We start from the raw sequence: 14,547 nt of genomic DNA, 5'->3' as shown, positions 1-14,547 counted from the left end.
GGCTCCGTCGTTCCCGGCCGGGGGTTCCGGGCCGGGAAGGGGTCAGTGGACGACGCTCCAGCTGCGCCACGGCAGGCTGGAGGGGGCCGTCACGTTCGACAGGGTGGTCGCGACGTAGATCCCGTCCTCCTGCTCGCCGTGCCGGCAGTCCGGCGTCCGGTACAGGATCACGTCGACGAGGGTGTTGTTGGCGACGTGCGTGGCCCCGTGCGGAATGCCGATGCGGTGGCAGCCCTGCACGGAGGTGTTGGCGTAGCTGACCTCCACGGGCGAGTCATGGCCCCTGAAGGTGAGCACGCCCACCGTGGTGCGGTCCGCCGAGCACGCGGTGCCGGCCAGCAGCAGGGCTGCGACCCCGGTCATGACGCCGATACGCCGGATCTGGGACATGGCGCGGTCCTCGTCTGTGGGTGGCGACGGTCGATGGCCACAGAATCCCCCGGCGCGGCGGCGGCGGCATCCGGGATGGGCCGTCCGGGTGACGGCCCTGCGGGGTCAGGCGGCCGCGCGGCGCTTGCGGGCGGACATCAGGGCGTAGACCAGGACACCGGCGAAGAGGAACAGCACGCCCTGGTAGACGGCCGCGTACCCGGAACCGGCGACCAGCCACATCGAGAAGGCGAACGCCAGGCCGGCCAGGACGGCGTCACGGACCAGCTGCCCGCGCCGGACCCGCCCCGACTGCCCCGAGGCCAGGAAGTACAGCTGGGCGGCCGTGGAGAGCAGGTAGGGAACGGTCGCCGTGAAGGTGGTGATGAGGACCAGGGCCTCGAAGACCGCCGCGGAGCCGGCCGTGTAGTTGTAGACGGTCAGCGCGGAGGCCAGGACGACCGTGACGAGGACGCCGGTCACCGGGACCCCACGCCGCTTCTTCTCGAAGGCCTTCGGGAAGAGTCCGTCCTTGGCGGCCGCGTACGGGGTCTGGGCGCCGAGCAGGGTCCAGCCGTTGAGGGCGCCGACCATCGAGATCACGGCCGCGCCGGCGACCAGCGTGCCGCCCCAGGTCCCGCCGAACATCGTGTCGACGGCGTCGGTGAAGGGGGCCTGTGAGGAGACCAGCTTCTCGTGGGAGACCAGCCCGAAGACGGCCAGGGTTCCGAGCAGGTAGACGACGGCTGCGCCGACGGTGCCGAGGACGGTCGCGCGGCCGACGTTGCGGGCCGGGTCCCGGACCTCCCCCGCGCTGACGGCCGCGGACTCGACGCCGATGTAGCTGAAGAGCAGGATCGCGGCGGACGCGGAGACCGCCCCGACCGGGCTCTGGCCGGCGGCCTGGAAGGGACCGAGGTTGGCCGGGTCGAAGAAGAACAGGCCGCCGACGGCCACCAGCAGCAGCGGCACCAGCTTCAGGACGGTCGCGACCACCTGGACGGCGCCCACGTACCGGGTGCCGGCCAGGTTGGAGAGGGCCGGCAGCCACTGGACGGCGAGGGCGGCCAGACACATCGACCACTTGTGCTCCCCGACCGCCGGGAAGAGCACCGCGAGGTAGCCGACGGACGCCACGGCGAGGGCGGCGTTGGAGACCCAGGCGGTCATCCAGTAGCTGTACGCGGCGAGGAAGCCCGCGAAGTCGCCGAAGGCGGCGCGCACGTACACATAGGGGCCGCCGGTCTGCGGGTGGCGCTGGGCGAGGCGGCCGAAGACCAGGGCGAGGGCGACCGCTCCGACGGTCAGGACGGCGAAGGCCAGCAGGCTGATGGTGCCGAACGGCGCGACCGAGGCGGGCAGCAGGAAGATCCCGCCGCCGATGACGTTGCCCATGACCAGGCAGACGGCGACGGGGAGGCCGAAGCGGCGGGCGTGGCGGTCGGCCGGAGCGGGCGCCTGCCCGGGCGTGACCGGCGTGTGGGTTCCGGCGGCCCCGGGGGCGGTGCTCTGCTGGGCGGGCGGGGCGGCGGTGCTGGTCATCGGTGGTGCGCCTCGGAATGTCTCACATGGTGGGCAGGTCACCACATGGTTGACCACGGGGAAGTCCGCGCCAAATCACCGGGGTTCGTCCGGCGCCGCACCCCCTGCGGAAGGAAGGGTTCCGCTCGATTCGCCCTTCCGCCGGTGATCCTCCGGCCCGTGATCGTCCGGCCGGTGATCCTCCGGGCCGTCATCGCCCGGCTGCCGGCCGGGGGGCCGCGGCGGGAGGGGGACCTGGGGGCCGTCCGCCTCGCGCAGCCAGCGGCGCAGCAGCTCGTGCACGGCCTCGGCGCCCACCAGGTCCGGAGCGGGCTGCGAGAGGACCGTCGGCCACATCAGGAACGGGTGCCCCTGCTCCCCGCCCAGGCCGCCGTGCGAGCCGATCTGCTCCTCGAAGGCGTGCACCGTGCCGGTGCGGGGGTCGTAGGCGGAGTTGACCATGATGTCGGCGACGTGCGGGAAGGAGTCCGTCCGGCGGACCGCGTCCGCCGCCCCGGGCCCGAAGGCCGCCAGGAGCTCCTCCGCGGCCCCCGGTGCGTCGAGCCGTGCCGAGGCCCCGGCGGGGCCCAGCACCTCCCCGTCGACCAGCAGGAAGCCCACCCCGGGATGGTTGGCCAGGGTGGGGAGCAGGGCGGGGTGGGCCCGCTCGATCGCCCGGCGGCGGGCACGGCCCGGCAGCCGGGGGAAGGAGATCAGCCCGAGGTTGCCCGAGGCCAGCACCACCGGGTCCGGGCCCGGGCCGGGGCGCGCCTCCTCCCCGTCCTCCTCCACCGGGCGGTGGAGGGCGGCCAGCACCGCCGCCCGGGCCTCGGCCCCGCTGCGGGTGCGGCCGGCCCGGCGCGGCACGGGCAGCCCGCAGCCCGCCCGGACGAGGTCCTCCAGGCTGAGCCCGTAGCGGCCGAGGAAGGTCTCCCCCGGGCTCTGGCCGTGGTCCGACAGCAGGACGAAGCGGTACTCGCGTGGCGCGTGCTCGGCGACCCGGGCGAGCAGCGCGAGGCTCCGGTCGAGCCGGGCGAGCACCCGGTCGGTGTCCCGGCCGTGCGGGCCGGAGTGGTGGGCCACCTCGTCGTAGGCCACCAGGTCCGCGTAGACCGCGGACCGGCCCGCGAACAGGTCGCCGATCACCGCCGAGACCACCACGTCCCGCTCGACGACCGTCGCGAAGGCCCTGATCAGCGGGTACAGCCCGCCGCGTGCCACCCGGGGGTGCTCGTCGCGCAGCCGCGAGCGCAGCGACTGGCCGATCTCCCGGAGGACCTCGGCGACGAAGGACAGGGCGGTGCGGACGGCGTTGGCCGGGTCGGAGAAGTACGCGAAGTAGCCCGCGCGCGAGCGGTTGGCGCGGCCGCGCCGGGCCGCGACCGAGAGCACCAGCGCCAGCTGGTCGGCGCCCCCGCTGAACAGGTTGCCCCGGCTGGCGCCGTCCAGGGTGAGCAGTCCGCCGTCCCGGGTGCGCTCCACGGCGCGGCGCTGGAGCTCGGCGGCGCTGGTCGGCCGGTTGCAGACCATCACCTCGCCGGTGTCCTTCTCGTACCAGCGGAAGGCCGGCACGTCGAAGGTGGAGCCGTGCAGGATGCCGAGCTGGCTGGCGCCGGTCTGGCTGGACCAGTCGGTGCGCCAGGGCATGACGCGGTGGCTGTGCTCCAGCCAGTCGGCCACCGTCGGCATCAGCCCCTCGGCCGCCGCCCGGCACAGCAGCCGGTACCCCACCCCGTCGAGCTGGAGGAAGACCAGGCCCGGGGGGCCGCCCGGGGGCGGTCCGCGACGGCGGCGCCGCCGGGAGGCGAGCCGGCGGAGCCGGCGCCGGTACGCCTCGTCGTCGCGCACCGCGAGCGCGGTGGAGGTGGCCGAGGCGACGGCGGACATCGCCGCGGCGACGACCACCGCCGTCTCGGGGGCGGCCGCCGCGCCGCGGTCCTCGGGGATCAGGCTGAGGGCGAGCAGCAGGAGGGAGCCGTTGAGGAAGAAGACGAGCAGCCCGAGCACCAGGGCGGGCACCAGGAGCAGGGCCCGTACGACGAGCGGCCAGACCAGGGCGGTCAGCAGGCCGAAGGCCCCGGCGCCCCAGGCGGCGGTCAGCCCGACGCGGGTGACGCTGTCGCCGTCGGCGGACTGGAGGCGGAAGTCGGGCAGCAGTCCGGCGAGCACGAGCAGGGTCAGGGTGGACGCCGCCCACACGAGGAGCACCCTCACCAGTGCGCCGCCCACGGCGCGCCACCGCCCCACGCCGTACCCGCCCTCAGGTGCCGTCGTAGCCGGCGGTCGGCATGGACAGCCTGCGGTGCACCTCCGCCTTCATGGCGGGGGTGTAGCGCGGCTCCTCGATCCCGGCGGTCTCCAGGCGTACGCCGCGCCGTGCGCACTCGGCGGTGAACTCCTCCACGGAACGCAGTGCGCGGGCCAGGACCCGCCGGTTGGGGGCGACGAACAGGTCGACGTGGCCGGCGTCCACGTCGCTCCAGAGTCCGCAGTGGTCGGCCCGCAGCCCGTAGAAGAGCAGCTGACGGGTGACCACGTACCCCTGTGCGGCGGCCCAGCGCGCGCACATGGCGTGCTGGCTCCGGGTGTCCACGGCGAAGGGGTCGGCGTCGAGTTCCTCCAGCGGGGCCAGGCTGGCGATCGCGGCCACGCGCAACGCATCCATGGCGCCCGACCCTACTCCGATCCGGGCCCGCGCAGGAGGGGGCCGCGGGGTTCCGCTTCCGGGCGGGCCGGCCGGGGAAGGCCTAGGCTCGACGGGTCGAGGGAAGGGGGGTGCGGGGGTGCCGGTCGAGATCACCTGGTGGGGACACGCCACGTGCACGGTGCGGGACTCGGGCGTGCGGGTGCTGACGGATCCGCTGTTCGTCCGGCGGCTGGCCCACCTGCGGCGCCGGCGCGGGGCGCCCCCGCCGCCGGAGGCCGCCGAGGCGGACGTGGTGCTGGTGTCGCACCTGCACGCCGACCACCTGCACCTGCCGTCGCTGGCCCGGCTGGCACCCGGCACCCGGCTCGTGGTGCCGCGCGGGGCGCGCCGGGCGGTGCCGGGGCTGGCGCGGCTGGCGCGGTCGCGGGGCCTGGCGGTGACGGAGGTGGTCCCGGGCGAGGAGGTCGGGGTGCGGGAGGGCGTACGGGTGCGGGCGGTCAGCGCCCGGCACGACGGGCGGCGGGTGCCGTTCGGCCCGCAGCGGGTGCGGGCGCTGGGGTACGTGGTCGAGGGTTCGGCGCGGACGTACTTCGCCGGGGACACGGGCCTGTTCGACACGATGGCCGAGGAGGCCGGGCCGGTGGACGTGGCCCTGCTGCCGGTGGGCGGCTGGGGGCCGTACCTGGGGCCGGGGCACCTGGACGCGGAGGGTGCGGCGCGGGCGCTGGTGCGGCTGGCTCCGCCGGCGGCGGTGCCGGTGCACTACGGGACGTACTGGCCGATCGGCATGGACGCGGTCCGGCCGCACGAGTTCCACGCGCCGGGCGAGGAGTTCGCCCGGCTGGCGGCCGTGCTCGCGCCGAAGGTGGCCGTCCGGGTCCCCGGGCACGGGGAGCGGGTGCGGCTGCCGTGACGGGGTGGTGGCAGGGGGCGGCGGAGGTGGTCGGGCGGGTGCCTCCGGAGACGACCCAGCGGGCGGTGGGCTATCCGGCGCTGTTCGTGCTGGTCGCGCTGGGGGCGCTGGTCCCCGTGATCCCGACGGGGGCGCTGGTGAGTTCCGCGGCGGTGGTGGCGTTCCACCAGCGGTCGCTGCCCCTGGGGGTGGTGCCGGTCTTCGGGGTGGCGGCCCTGGCGGCCTTCTGCGGGGACCTGGCGCTGTACTGGCTCGGGCAGCGGGGGGTGCGGTCGCGCGGCGGCTCGCGGATGCTGGAGTCCCTGCGCCGGCGGACCGCGCCGGAGCGGCTGGAGCGGGCGCGGACGGGGCTGGACGCGCACGGGGTGCTGGTCCTGGTGCTGTCGCGGCTGGTCCCGGCGGGCCGGATCCCGGTGATGCTGGCCTGCCTGCTGGGCGGGATGCCGCTGCGGCGGTTCGCCCGCGGGGACGCTCCGGCGTGTCTCGCCTGGGCGGCGACGTACGGGCTGATCGGGATCCTGGGCGGCTCGCTGTTCTCCGAGCCGTGGAAGGGGGTCGCCCTCGCGGTGGCCCTGACGGTGGTGATCAGCGGCGGCCCGGCGGTGTGGCGGCGGGCGCGGGGTGGGCGCGGCCCGGCCGGGTAGGCTCCTCCCCTCCGGGACGAAGGGGTGTCCGATGACGCAGGAACTCCGCGGTGGCGGAACGCCGTTCGCGTCCGCCTGGGAGACGGTGCGCGCGCTCGCGGACCGCTTCGACGCGGCCTCCGCCGAACGGGGGGTGGCGCCGCCGCAGAGCCATGTCCTCCAAGTGCTGAAGATCGGCGAGGAGTTCGGCGAGGCCGCGCAGGCGGTGATCGGTGCGACGGGGGCGAATCCCCGCAAGGGGCGGTCGCACAGTTGGGGCGACGTCCATGACGAGGTGTGCGATGTGATCATCACGGGGATGGTGGCGCTGGCGCGGATGCGGCCGGACGCGGCGGAGTACTTCGCGCGGCAACTCGCCCTGAAGGCGGGCCGGTTCCTGCCGCCCCCGGCCGGCGGGGGCGACGGGGCCTGAACCCGCCCGGCCGCCGGGCCGCCGCGCGGGGCGGTCCGGCGCAGCGGCCCCGGGGCTCAGGCGGCGGGGAGGGCCGGCCGGCGGGCCGTCCACGGGCGGGCGGACTCCAGTTGGGCGGCGACGCCCACGAGCACCGGCTCCTCGTGCCGCCGCCCCACCAGCTGGACGGCGACCGGCAGGCCGTCCGTCCCGAACCCGGCCGGGACGGACGCGGCGGGATGTCCGGTCACGTTCCACAGCGCGGTGTACGCGACCATCGGCCGGGAGCGGATCAGCGCGCCCGCCAGCCCCACCCCGTCCAGCGCGCCGACCCGCCGCGGCCGGTGTGCGAGGGCCGGGGTGAGGAGCAGGTCCGCCCCGGCGAAGACCCGGTCGGCCCGGTCGGCCAGCCGCTCACCCGCCCGTACGGCCCGTTCCACCGCGGCCTCCGGCACCAGCCGGGCCAGCGCCAGGGTCTGCCGGGTGCGGCGCTCCAGGAGCTCCGGGCGCTCCACGGCCGCCGCCTCCGCCCGCACGCCCCCGCAGAACTGCGGCAGGAACGCCGCCGTGGCGTCGGGGTAGCGCGGGGACACCTCCCGTACGTCGTGCCCGAGTTCGCGCAGCAGTTCCGCGGTCCGCCGCAGGGCCGCCACGTGCTCGGGGTGGGGGCGCACGCCCGGCACGGCGGGCTTGGCCGACCAGGCGATCCGCAGCCGCCCGGGCCCGGTGGACGCCGCCCGGGCGAAGCTCGTGGCGGTGGGGCGGGCCGTCCAGCGGTCGCCGTCCGCGGGGCCGCTGAGGACGTCGTAGAGCAGGGCGCTGTCGCGCACGCCGCGGGTGAGCGGGCCGATGGTGCCGAGCGCGTGCCACAGGTGCGGTTGCGGGGCGGTGGGCACGCGGCCGCGCTGCGGTTTGAGGCCGAAGAGCCCGCAGCAGGCGGCGGGTATGCGGATCGAGCCGCCGCCGTCACCGCCGAGGGCCGCGCCGACCAGGCCGGCCGCCACCGCGGCGGCGCTGCCGCCGCTGGATCCGCCGGTGGTGCGGGAGGTGTCCCAGGGGTTGCGGGCGCGGCCGTGGGCGGCGGACTCGGTGAACGGCCACTGGCCGAACTCGGGCATCGTCGTCTTCCCGACGACGACGGCTCCGGCCGCCCGCAGCCGGCGTACCGCCTCGCAGTCGCCGGCGGCCGGGGTCAGGTTGGCGGCGCCGCCGAAGGTCGTGACCTCACCCGCCACGTCCAGCTCGTCCTTGACCGCCACGGGCACGCCCAGCAGGGGCAGTTCCGTCCCGGCGTCCCGGGCCGCGTCGCACGCGTCGGCCTCGGCGAGGACCCGCTCCCGGGCCCGCACCACGCGGAACGCGCCCAGGTGCCGGTCCAGTGCGGCGATCCGGCGGAGCGAGGCCTCCGCGAGGGCCCGGGCGCTCACCTTCCCCTCCCGTACCAGCTCCGCCTGCCGGGCCGCGCCCAGGAACATCAGCTCACCGTCGTCCACGTGCGTACGCGCCTTCCTCCACCGGGGTGTTCCGTGGTGGCACGGTATGCCGGCCGGGCGGTCCACGACAGGGGCGGGATCCGGCCGGGCCGGGTCCTACGGAGCCTCGCGCGCGGCGGACGGGAGCCTGCCCCGCCCCCCGCCGCCGGTATCGGCGTCCGGGGCGGGGGCGAGGGTGCGAGAGGCGCCGACGGGCAGGTCCCAGAGGTCCTCGCGGGGCAGCCCGGTCCGGGCCCAGGCGGCCCGGACGCGGTGCAGGGGTTCCATGACCGGTTCGGCGGAGAGGACGAAGGCGGCCCAGTGCATCGGGGCCATCCGGCGGGCGCCGAGGTCGCGGCAGGCGCGCACGGCTTCCTCCGGGTCGGCGTGCACGTCGCGCAGCCACCAGCGCGGGGCGTAGGCGCCGATGGGCAGGAGGGCGAGGTCGATGCCGGGGTGGCGGCGGCCGATCTCGCCGAACCAGTGCCCGTAGCCGGTGTCTCCCGCGAAGTAGACCGTGCGGCCGGTGCCCGCCCGGTCGGTGAGCACCCAGCCGCCCCACAGGGTGCGGCAGGTGTCGAGCAGGGTGCGCCTGGACCAGTGGTGGGCGGGGACGAAGTCGAAGCGTACGCCGCCCAGTTCGGCGGACTCCCACCAGTCGAGCTCGGTGACCCGGCGGAAGCCGCGGCGGCGGCACCAGCGGGCGAGGCCCGCCGGTACGAAGAGGGCGGTGTCCCTGGGGAGCCGTCTGAGGGTGGGGGCGTCGAGGTGGTCGTAGTGGTTGTGGCTGATCACCACGGCGTCCACCGGCGGGAGTTCCTCCCAGCGGACGCCGGGGGGCGTCATCCGGGCCGGGGTGCCGAGGATCCGCCGGGACCAGACGGGGTCGGTGAGCACCGTCAGGCCGCCGGTCCGGATCACCCAGGAGGCGTGCCCGGCCCAGGTCACGCAGACGGCGCCGGGGGCCACGGCGGGCAGCGGCGCGGGCCGGTAGGGCAGGTCGGGGATACCCCTCAGCCCGTCGGGCCCGGGCCGGAAGGCCCCTTCCCGGGCCAGCCGCGCGAGGCCGCGCACCCCGGGCAGCGGCGTGGTCAGCCGGTCCCGGAACGACCGCGGCCAGACCCGCGGCTCCCCGAGGGGCCGGGGGGCGGGGCTCCCGGCGGAGGGGCCCGGCGGGACCGGGCCGGGTTCCGGGGGTGCGGGGAGCGTGGTGCGGCGCGCGGGGGTGGACGGCGGCGTCGGGGCGGGCGGGGAGGGGGCGCCGTGCGGGGGCGGGGTGCGGACGGTCGTCACCGGGGTTTCCGGCTGGTCCCTCATCGAGCGGTCTCCGTTCAGCGGCGGTCGTCGGTGTCAGTCGGCCAGCCCGGCCAGTACCGAGCCGAGCAGGTCGAGCGCGCCCCGGACGTGCGGCAGGTCCAGGGGGTCGCGGGCGCCGAGCGCGGCGAGCCGCTCCTGCGGAGTGGCGCCCAGCAGCGGGCCGGTCGACAGCCGTACGCGCAGTGCGCCCAGTTCGTCCGCGAACCGCTGTCCGCCGGGGGCCGGCGAGCCGAGCCGTCCGCCCAGCCAGTCCTCCAGTTCCATCGCGTCGCCCACCCCGTGCCGGGCCAGGCCGGCCCGCAGCGGAGTGAGGTCCGCGTACAGGTGGCGCCCCGCCTGCGGGGGCCTGGCGAGGGCCCCGGCGGCGAGCAGTTCCCGGTGCGCGGCCGCGGCCACCGCGCCGTGCAGGGCGGCGGCCGCGTAGGCCCGTCCGGCGACGTGGTCCGGCTCGTCCAGCGCGTGCGCGGCCGCCCCGGCGACGGGGCCGGCCACGAGGGCGCCGGTGGCGGTGAGGATGTCGAGGGTGCGGGCGCGCAGCCAGGTGCCGCGCGGGGTGGCGGGGAAGCGGGCCACGGCGGCGGGCCAGCCGCCCGGCAGGAGCGCGCCGGACAGGTCCACGAGTACGGCGGCCGTGTCGGGCAGCATCTCGGCGGGGCTGAGCACCAGCGTGTCGTGCGGACGGTGGACGGTGTCGCGCCAGCTCTCGTCGCTGACCACGAACAGGCCGGCGTCGGTGGCCGCCTCGCAGGCCTCACGGAGCATCTCGGGCGGCGGCACCGTGGCCGTCGGGTCGTCGGCCACCGACAGCAGCAGCACGCGCGGGTCGCCGCCCTCGGCCCGTACCCGCCGAACCGTCTCCAGCAGGGCGTAGGGGTCCGGGACGCCGCCGCACTCGGCGGGGGTGGGCACGTGGTAGGCCCGGCGTCCCAGCAGCCGGACCTGTGGGGTCCACCAGGCGGGACAGGGCCGGGGCAGCAGCACGTCGCCGCCGTACGCGCCGAGCAGCGCCAGCAGCAGGGCGGGCGCGCCGGGCCCGGCGGCGACGTTCTCGGGTGCGGTGGGGAGTCCTCGCCGCGCCCAGTACCGGCAGGCGGCACCGCGGACGGGTTCCCCGCCGCCGGGGGGCTCGGGGGCGGCCCGGTCCGCCGCCCCGGCGAGGGCGGCCCGCAGCTCCGGCAGGACCGGCAGGCCCGGTTCGGGAGCGGGGGGACCGTAGCGGACCGGTCCCCGCCCCTCCGGTGCCAGCCTCCACACCCCGGCCCCGGCCGGCCCTCGCGTCGTCCCCTCGGCCATCCCCGCCACGTGCCCGCCTTCCGCTGCCCGGTGCTCGGAGCCATCCATGCCGCTGCCGCCGGCCGCGGCCGGGAGCGCCATCGACCGGCCTGCCCTTTATACGATTATTTCCGCCACAATGCCCGCTATCCCTCGCCTTCAGCCGCGCGTCCGCCCCGGGTGGCACGTCCGACGAGATGGGCGGGGTCGCAGCCGCAAACTTCGGCCAACCCCCTTGGGAAACAAGGCTTGTGTCCACATGTCAAAACGCCCGTCTCGGATCGCGGTCGGATCGCCTACGGTGATCACATCACTTCGACGAGGAGGAGACCGCCATGAGCGACGCCCACGAGACGGCCGTCTACACGCACGGCCACCACGAGTCGGTCCTGCGCTCGCACCGCTGGCGCACCGCCGCGAACTCGGCCGCCTACCTGGTCGGGGAGCTGCGCCCGGGCATGCGGGTGCTGGACGTGGGATGCGGCCCCGGCACCATCACCGCCGACCTGGCGGAGCTGGTGGCGCCGGGCGGCCGGGTCACCGCGGTCGACGCGGCGCGCGACGTCCTGGCGCAGGCGGCCGCCTGCGCGGCGGAGCGGGGGCTGGAGGGGGCCGTGGAGTTCGCGGTGGCGGACGTCCACGCCCTGGAGTTCCCCGACGACACCTTCGACGTGGTCCACGCCCACCAGGTGCTGCAGCACGTGGGCGACCCCGTGCGGGCCCTGCGGGAGATGCGGCGGGTGTGCCGGCCGGGCGGGATCGTGGCGGTGCGCGACGCCGACTACGCGGCCATGACCTGGTATCCGGCGACTCCGGGACTGGAGGAGTGGCTGGACCTGTACCACCGGGTGGCCCGCGCGAACGGCGGCGAGCCGGACGCCGGGCGGCGGCTGCTGTCGTGGGCGCGGGCGGCGGGCTTCACGGACGTCCGCGCGTCGGCGACGGCGTGGTGCTACGCGACGGCGGAGGAGGTGGCGTGGTGGTCCGGTCTGTGGGCGGACCGGACGACGGCCTCGTCGTACGCGGAGGCGGCCGTGGGCGGGGGGCACGCCACGGGCGACGCCCTGTCCCGGGTCGCCGCCGCCTGGCGGGAGTGGGGGGCCGCGCCCGACGCGTGGTTCTCGGTGCTGAACGGCGAGCTGCTGTGCCGCGCGTGACGCGGTAGCCGAGGCGCGGGGCCGGCCCCGTTTCCCGGGGCTCCGCCCCGGGCCCGCGCCCCGCCCGCCGGCGGGGCTACTCCGGCGGCCGCATGCGGAAGTCGTACGACGGCGGAAGCGGCGCCCCCGAGACCGTCGACCAGACCTCCGACAGCGTTTCCTCCCCCTCCCTGAGGTCCGCCGGCTCGAAGCCTTCCTCGAACACCCGCCGGGCCGCCCCCACGTGCCCCTCCGCAGCGAGCAGCCGCGCCGCGAGCAGCCGGAAGCGGCCCTGCTCCCGCAGCGCGGGCCGCAGCCGGTCCCAGACCGCCCGCGCCCCCGCCGGGCGGCCCGCCGCCAGCAGGGCCGCCATCGCCTCCCGGCCCAGCGCGGACTCGGCCGCCGTCCAGGCCTCCCCGCCCCGGGTCTCGGCCGCCAGGTCCTCGAACGCCTCGGCGTACCGGTCGGCCGCCCGTTCCCGGTCCCCGGCCAGCGTGTCCGCCACCGCCAGGCAGCGCAGCAGCGGCCAGCGCGAGGGGGCCAGCGCCAGTCCGCGCTCCCAGCTGCGCACGGCCTGCGCGGTGTCGCCCGCGTGCCACTGGGCCACGCCCAGGTGGTACTCGGTCAGCGGGTCCGCCGGGGCGGTCTCCAGCATGTCCCGCCAGTGCGCGGCCACCAGGCTGGGCCCCGGCGGGACGACCCGCCGCGGCGCCGGGTGGACACCCGTCCGCCACAGCGCCAGCCAGGGCTCCTGCTCCTCCTCCAGGACGGCCTCGGGGAACGGGGTACCGGGCAGGGCGAAGCCGCCGCGCAGCACCTCCAGCGCGCCCCAGCCCGAGCCACGGGCCAGCCACTCCCCCGGCCCGCCGTCCGGCTCGGCGTCGGCGGAGACGCCCCGCCACGCCTCGTGCGCCGCGTCCAGGGTGCCGGGCGGCAGCGCCGCGTCCAGCGCCGCCCCGGCCGCCGCGCGCGCCGCGGCCCAGTCGGCGCCGTGCACCGCCGCCGGGTCCGCGGACAGCGGCCCGTACGCCTCCAGCCAGCTGAACTCCGCCCCGGCGTCGAGCCGTACGTGTTCCAGCTGGGTCCGGGCCAGCCCGGCCTGGATCTCCGCGTACCCCCCGGTACCCGGTTCCGTCAGCCATTCCTGCCAGCGCCGGCCGCCCGCGCCCGCGCCCCACACGAACAGCTTGCGCCCGCGCAGCAGCCCCGTGGAGGCCTGCGCCAGGCCCTGCCCCCCGGCGTCGAGGGCGGCGATCCAGGGGCGGCCGGCGGCCTCGGGCCCCACCTCGTAGAAGAAGTCGGCGGGGTAGGTGCTCTCCAGCGGGTACGTGCGGTCCGCGTCCTCCCACCGGGGGACGGGGATCCGGCGCAGCGCCCGCTCGTAGCCGAAGTGCCAGGCCTCGTCGGCGGGGGCGAGGACCCGGGTCCCGGCGTTCTCGGGGACGGCGGTGTTGGACCACCAGTAGACGGCGGCGGGCCGTTCGTGCGGGTTGCGCACGCGGACGCCGACGTACAGGAAGTCCGAGTCCTCCGGGAGCCAGAGGTCCACCTGGAACGGCAGGTCGCGCAGCCGCTCCCACTCCCACAGCCGCACCATGACGCCCCCGTCGGGGGCGGGTACGAGCGCGGCGTGCAACGGGGCGCAGGACAGGGCGGTGTGGCCGGTCGCGCCGATGTTCCATTCGATGCCGCCGGAGAACCAGGCGCCGTTGAGGGCGAAGTTCGCCGGCTGGAACACGGGGTTGCGGTACAGGAGTTCGCGTCCGGTGGGGAGGTGGACGAGCGAGTGGACCCGCCCCCCGAGGCCAGGCAGCACGGTGGCCCGCAGCCGGCCGTTGTCGATGACGACGGCCTCGAACTCCCGCTCCGCGCGGCGGCGTCCGTAGCCGTCGCGGATGCGGACGGGAAGCAGCGAGCGCAGCGGCTCGTACCCGATCTGGCGGGCCATGTCGCGCGGCAGCCCTTCGCGCGAGCGCTCGTCCAGTGCGTGCACCCCGTCGGGGGCGCGCAGTGCGGGCAGCGGGTTGTCGGGGCCCAGGGGGGCGGCGGGGAGGGTCAGTGGGACACGTCGGACGGTGGTGGCCATGGGGGAATGGAACACGCCACCACGGGCGGTGCACAGGGGTTCCGCGCATCACCACCGGTCAGGATTACGCAAAGCGGCGCGCGGGCCCGGCGTCGGCGGTGGCCACCCGCACGTGCGTCCGGGCAGGGGTGCCGCTGCGCGGGACACCGCCCGCTTCGCGGGCCGGAGTCGCCGCCCGGCGGCACCCGCGGTGTCAGGGCGCCGGTGCGGTGAGCGCCCACCGTTCGTGGTCGCGCCACGCCCCCGCGACGTGCAGGAAGTCCGGGGAGAGCCCCTCCAGGCGGAAGCCCCGCCCCCGGACCAGGGCGATCGAGGCCGTGTTGCCCGGCTGGATGTTCGCCTCCAGCCGGTGCAGCCCCAGCCCCCGGCCCGTGTCGGCGAACGCGTGCGCCAGCAGGAGGTCCAGGCCCTCGCCCAGCAGCCCCCGCCCCGCCGCGTGCGCGAAGGCCCCGTACCCCAGCGCCCCGCACTGGAAGGCGCCCCGGACGATGTTGTTGACGTTGACGAAGCCGGCGATGGCCCCGCCGGCGAGCTCGCAGACCAGGAAGCCGGCCCGGACGCCGCCCTCCGCCAGGGCGGCGGCGTACGGCTCGTACTCCTCGATCGTGTCCGGCGGGTACAGCCAGGGCTCGTGCAGCGAGCGGCTCTCGCGGACCCGGGCGGTGAACTCCGGTCCGTCGGCGGGCCGGAAGGGGCGCAGCCCCACCCGCGCGCCCTCCCTCAGGTACGTGGACGTGGACATCGGCATCACCCCAGGCTACGACCCGTGGCAGCATCCC

At 77.0% G+C, this 14,547-nt stretch carries 13 protein-coding genes; 4 read left to right on the top strand and 9 right to left on the bottom strand.

The features are described 5' to 3' along the window. Nucleotides 1–42: 42 nt before the first annotated feature. The 4 genes from WDV06_RS13920 to WDV06_RS13905 form a co-directional block, all read right to left on the bottom strand. A complete protein-coding gene (locus WDV06_RS13920; RefSeq protein ID WP_395510023.1) occupies nt 43–390 on the bottom strand; it encodes a hypothetical protein in 348 nt (115 codons plus the stop codon). 105 nt (nt 391–495) lie between these two features. Next, nucleotides 496–1,911: an amino acid permease gene (locus WDV06_RS13915; RefSeq protein WP_395510022.1), complete on the bottom strand. Its 1,416-nt coding sequence runs from the start codon at nt 1,909–1,911 to the stop codon at nt 496–498. A gap of 75 nt (nt 1,912–1,986) precedes the next feature. Further along, entirely contained in the window at nt 1,987–4,119 is a 2,133-nt protein-coding gene (locus WDV06_RS13910) for an alkaline phosphatase family protein (RefSeq protein WP_395510021.1), read from the bottom strand. Nucleotides 4,120–4,150: 31 nt separating this feature from the next. Beyond that, nucleotides 4,151–4,555, bottom strand: coding sequence for a hypothetical protein (locus WDV06_RS13905; RefSeq protein WP_395510020.1), 405 nt, complete (start codon nt 4,553–4,555; stop codon nt 4,151–4,153). Between the two features lie 118 nt (nt 4,556–4,673). Here WDV06_RS13905 and WDV06_RS13900 point away from each other — a divergent pair, with 118 nt between their 5' ends. From WDV06_RS13900 to WDV06_RS13890, 3 genes are read left to right on the top strand one after another with little or no spacing between them, the layout of a single operon-like run. Further along, complete coding sequence (locus WDV06_RS13900) at nt 4,674–5,450, top strand: MBL fold metallo-hydrolase (RefSeq protein WP_395510019.1); 777 nt, start codon at nt 4,674–4,676, stop codon at nt 5,448–5,450. A 38-nt stretch (nt 5,451–5,488) separates the two neighbouring features. Further along, nucleotides 5,489–6,094 (top strand): DedA family protein, encoded by a 606-nt coding sequence (locus WDV06_RS13895; protein ID WP_395510018.1) that lies wholly within the window; start codon nt 5,489–5,491, stop codon nt 6,092–6,094. A gap of 31 nt (nt 6,095–6,125) precedes the next feature. Beyond that, entirely contained in the window at nt 6,126–6,506 is a 381-nt protein-coding gene (locus WDV06_RS13890; RefSeq protein WP_395510017.1) for a MazG-like family protein, read from the top strand. A 56-nt stretch (nt 6,507–6,562) separates the two neighbouring features. Here the strand turns inward: WDV06_RS13890 and WDV06_RS13885 are convergent, their stop codons facing one another. From WDV06_RS13885 to WDV06_RS13875, 3 genes are all read right to left on the bottom strand, one after another. After that, nucleotides 6,563–7,978, bottom strand: coding sequence for an amidase (locus WDV06_RS13885; protein ID WP_395510016.1), 1,416 nt, complete (start codon nt 7,976–7,978; stop codon nt 6,563–6,565). Nucleotides 7,979–8,074: 96 nt separating this feature from the next. Beyond that, nucleotides 8,075–9,274, bottom strand: a complete 1,200-nt coding sequence (locus tag WDV06_RS13880) for an MBL fold metallo-hydrolase (protein WP_395510015.1) — start codon at nt 9,272–9,274, stop codon at nt 8,075–8,077. A 33-nt stretch (nt 9,275–9,307) separates the two neighbouring features. Continuing rightward, nucleotides 9,308–10,567 (bottom strand): aminotransferase class I/II-fold pyridoxal phosphate-dependent enzyme, encoded by a 1,260-nt coding sequence (locus tag WDV06_RS13875; protein ID WP_395510036.1) that lies wholly within the window; start codon nt 10,565–10,567, stop codon nt 9,308–9,310. A gap of 314 nt (nt 10,568–10,881) precedes the next feature. Between WDV06_RS13875 and WDV06_RS13870 the strand changes: the two genes are divergently transcribed. Further along, complete coding sequence (locus tag WDV06_RS13870) at nt 10,882–11,703, top strand: methyltransferase domain-containing protein (RefSeq protein ID WP_395510014.1); 822 nt, start codon at nt 10,882–10,884, stop codon at nt 11,701–11,703. 76 nt (nt 11,704–11,779) lie between these two features. On the opposite strand, the gene WDV06_RS13865 is transcribed toward WDV06_RS13870, so the two are convergent. Both WDV06_RS13865 and WDV06_RS13860 read right to left on the bottom strand, forming a co-directional pair. Further along, nucleotides 11,780–13,768, bottom strand: a complete 1,989-nt coding sequence (locus WDV06_RS13865) for a DUF5107 domain-containing protein (protein WP_395510013.1) — start codon at nt 13,766–13,768, stop codon at nt 11,780–11,782. 193 nt (nt 13,769–13,961) lie between these two features. Further along, nucleotides 13,962–14,516 carry a GNAT family N-acetyltransferase gene (locus tag WDV06_RS13860; RefSeq protein WP_395510012.1) on the bottom strand — a complete coding sequence of 185 codons (555 nt, stop codon included), beginning with the start codon at nt 14,514–14,516 and terminating at the stop codon, nt 13,962–13,964. Nucleotides 14,517–14,547: the final 31 nt, after the last annotated feature.

This window comes from Streptomyces racemochromogenes (assembly GCF_044129415.1).
GTDB lineage: Bacteria > Actinomycetota > Actinomycetes > Streptomycetales > Streptomycetaceae > Streptomyces > Streptomyces racemochromogenes_A.
This window is presented reverse-complemented; position numbering and strand designations above follow the sequence as displayed.

Coding starts and splice junctions, on each gene's coding strand:
- WDV06_RS13920 (WP_395510023.1), bottom strand. CDS start 390: ATGTCCCAGATCCGGCGTATCGGCGTCATGACCGGGGTCGCAGCCCTG.
- WDV06_RS13915 (WP_395510022.1), bottom strand. CDS start 1,911: ATGACCAGCACCGCCGCCCCGCCCGCCCAGCAGAGCACCGCCCCCGGG.
- WDV06_RS13905 (WP_395510020.1), bottom strand. CDS start 4,555: ATGGATGCGTTGCGCGTGGCCGCGATCGCCAGCCTGGCCCCGCTGGAG.
- WDV06_RS13890 (WP_395510017.1), top strand. CDS start 6,126: ATGACGCAGGAACTCCGCGGTGGCGGAACGCCGTTCGCGTCCGCCTGG.
- WDV06_RS13880 (WP_395510015.1), bottom strand. CDS start 9,274: ATGAGGGACCAGCCGGAAACCCCGGTGACGACCGTCCGCACCCCGCCC.
- WDV06_RS13875 (WP_395510036.1), bottom strand. CDS start 10,567: ATGGCCGAGGGGACGACGCGAGGGCCGGCCGGGGCCGGGGTGTGGAGG.
- WDV06_RS13870 (WP_395510014.1), top strand. CDS start 10,882: ATGAGCGACGCCCACGAGACGGCCGTCTACACGCACGGCCACCACGAG.
- WDV06_RS13865 (WP_395510013.1), bottom strand. CDS start 13,768: ATGGCCACCACCGTCCGACGTGTCCCACTGACCCTCCCCGCCGCCCCC.
- WDV06_RS13860 (WP_395510012.1), bottom strand. CDS start 14,516: ATGCCGATGTCCACGTCCACGTACCTGAGGGAGGGCGCGCGGGTGGGG.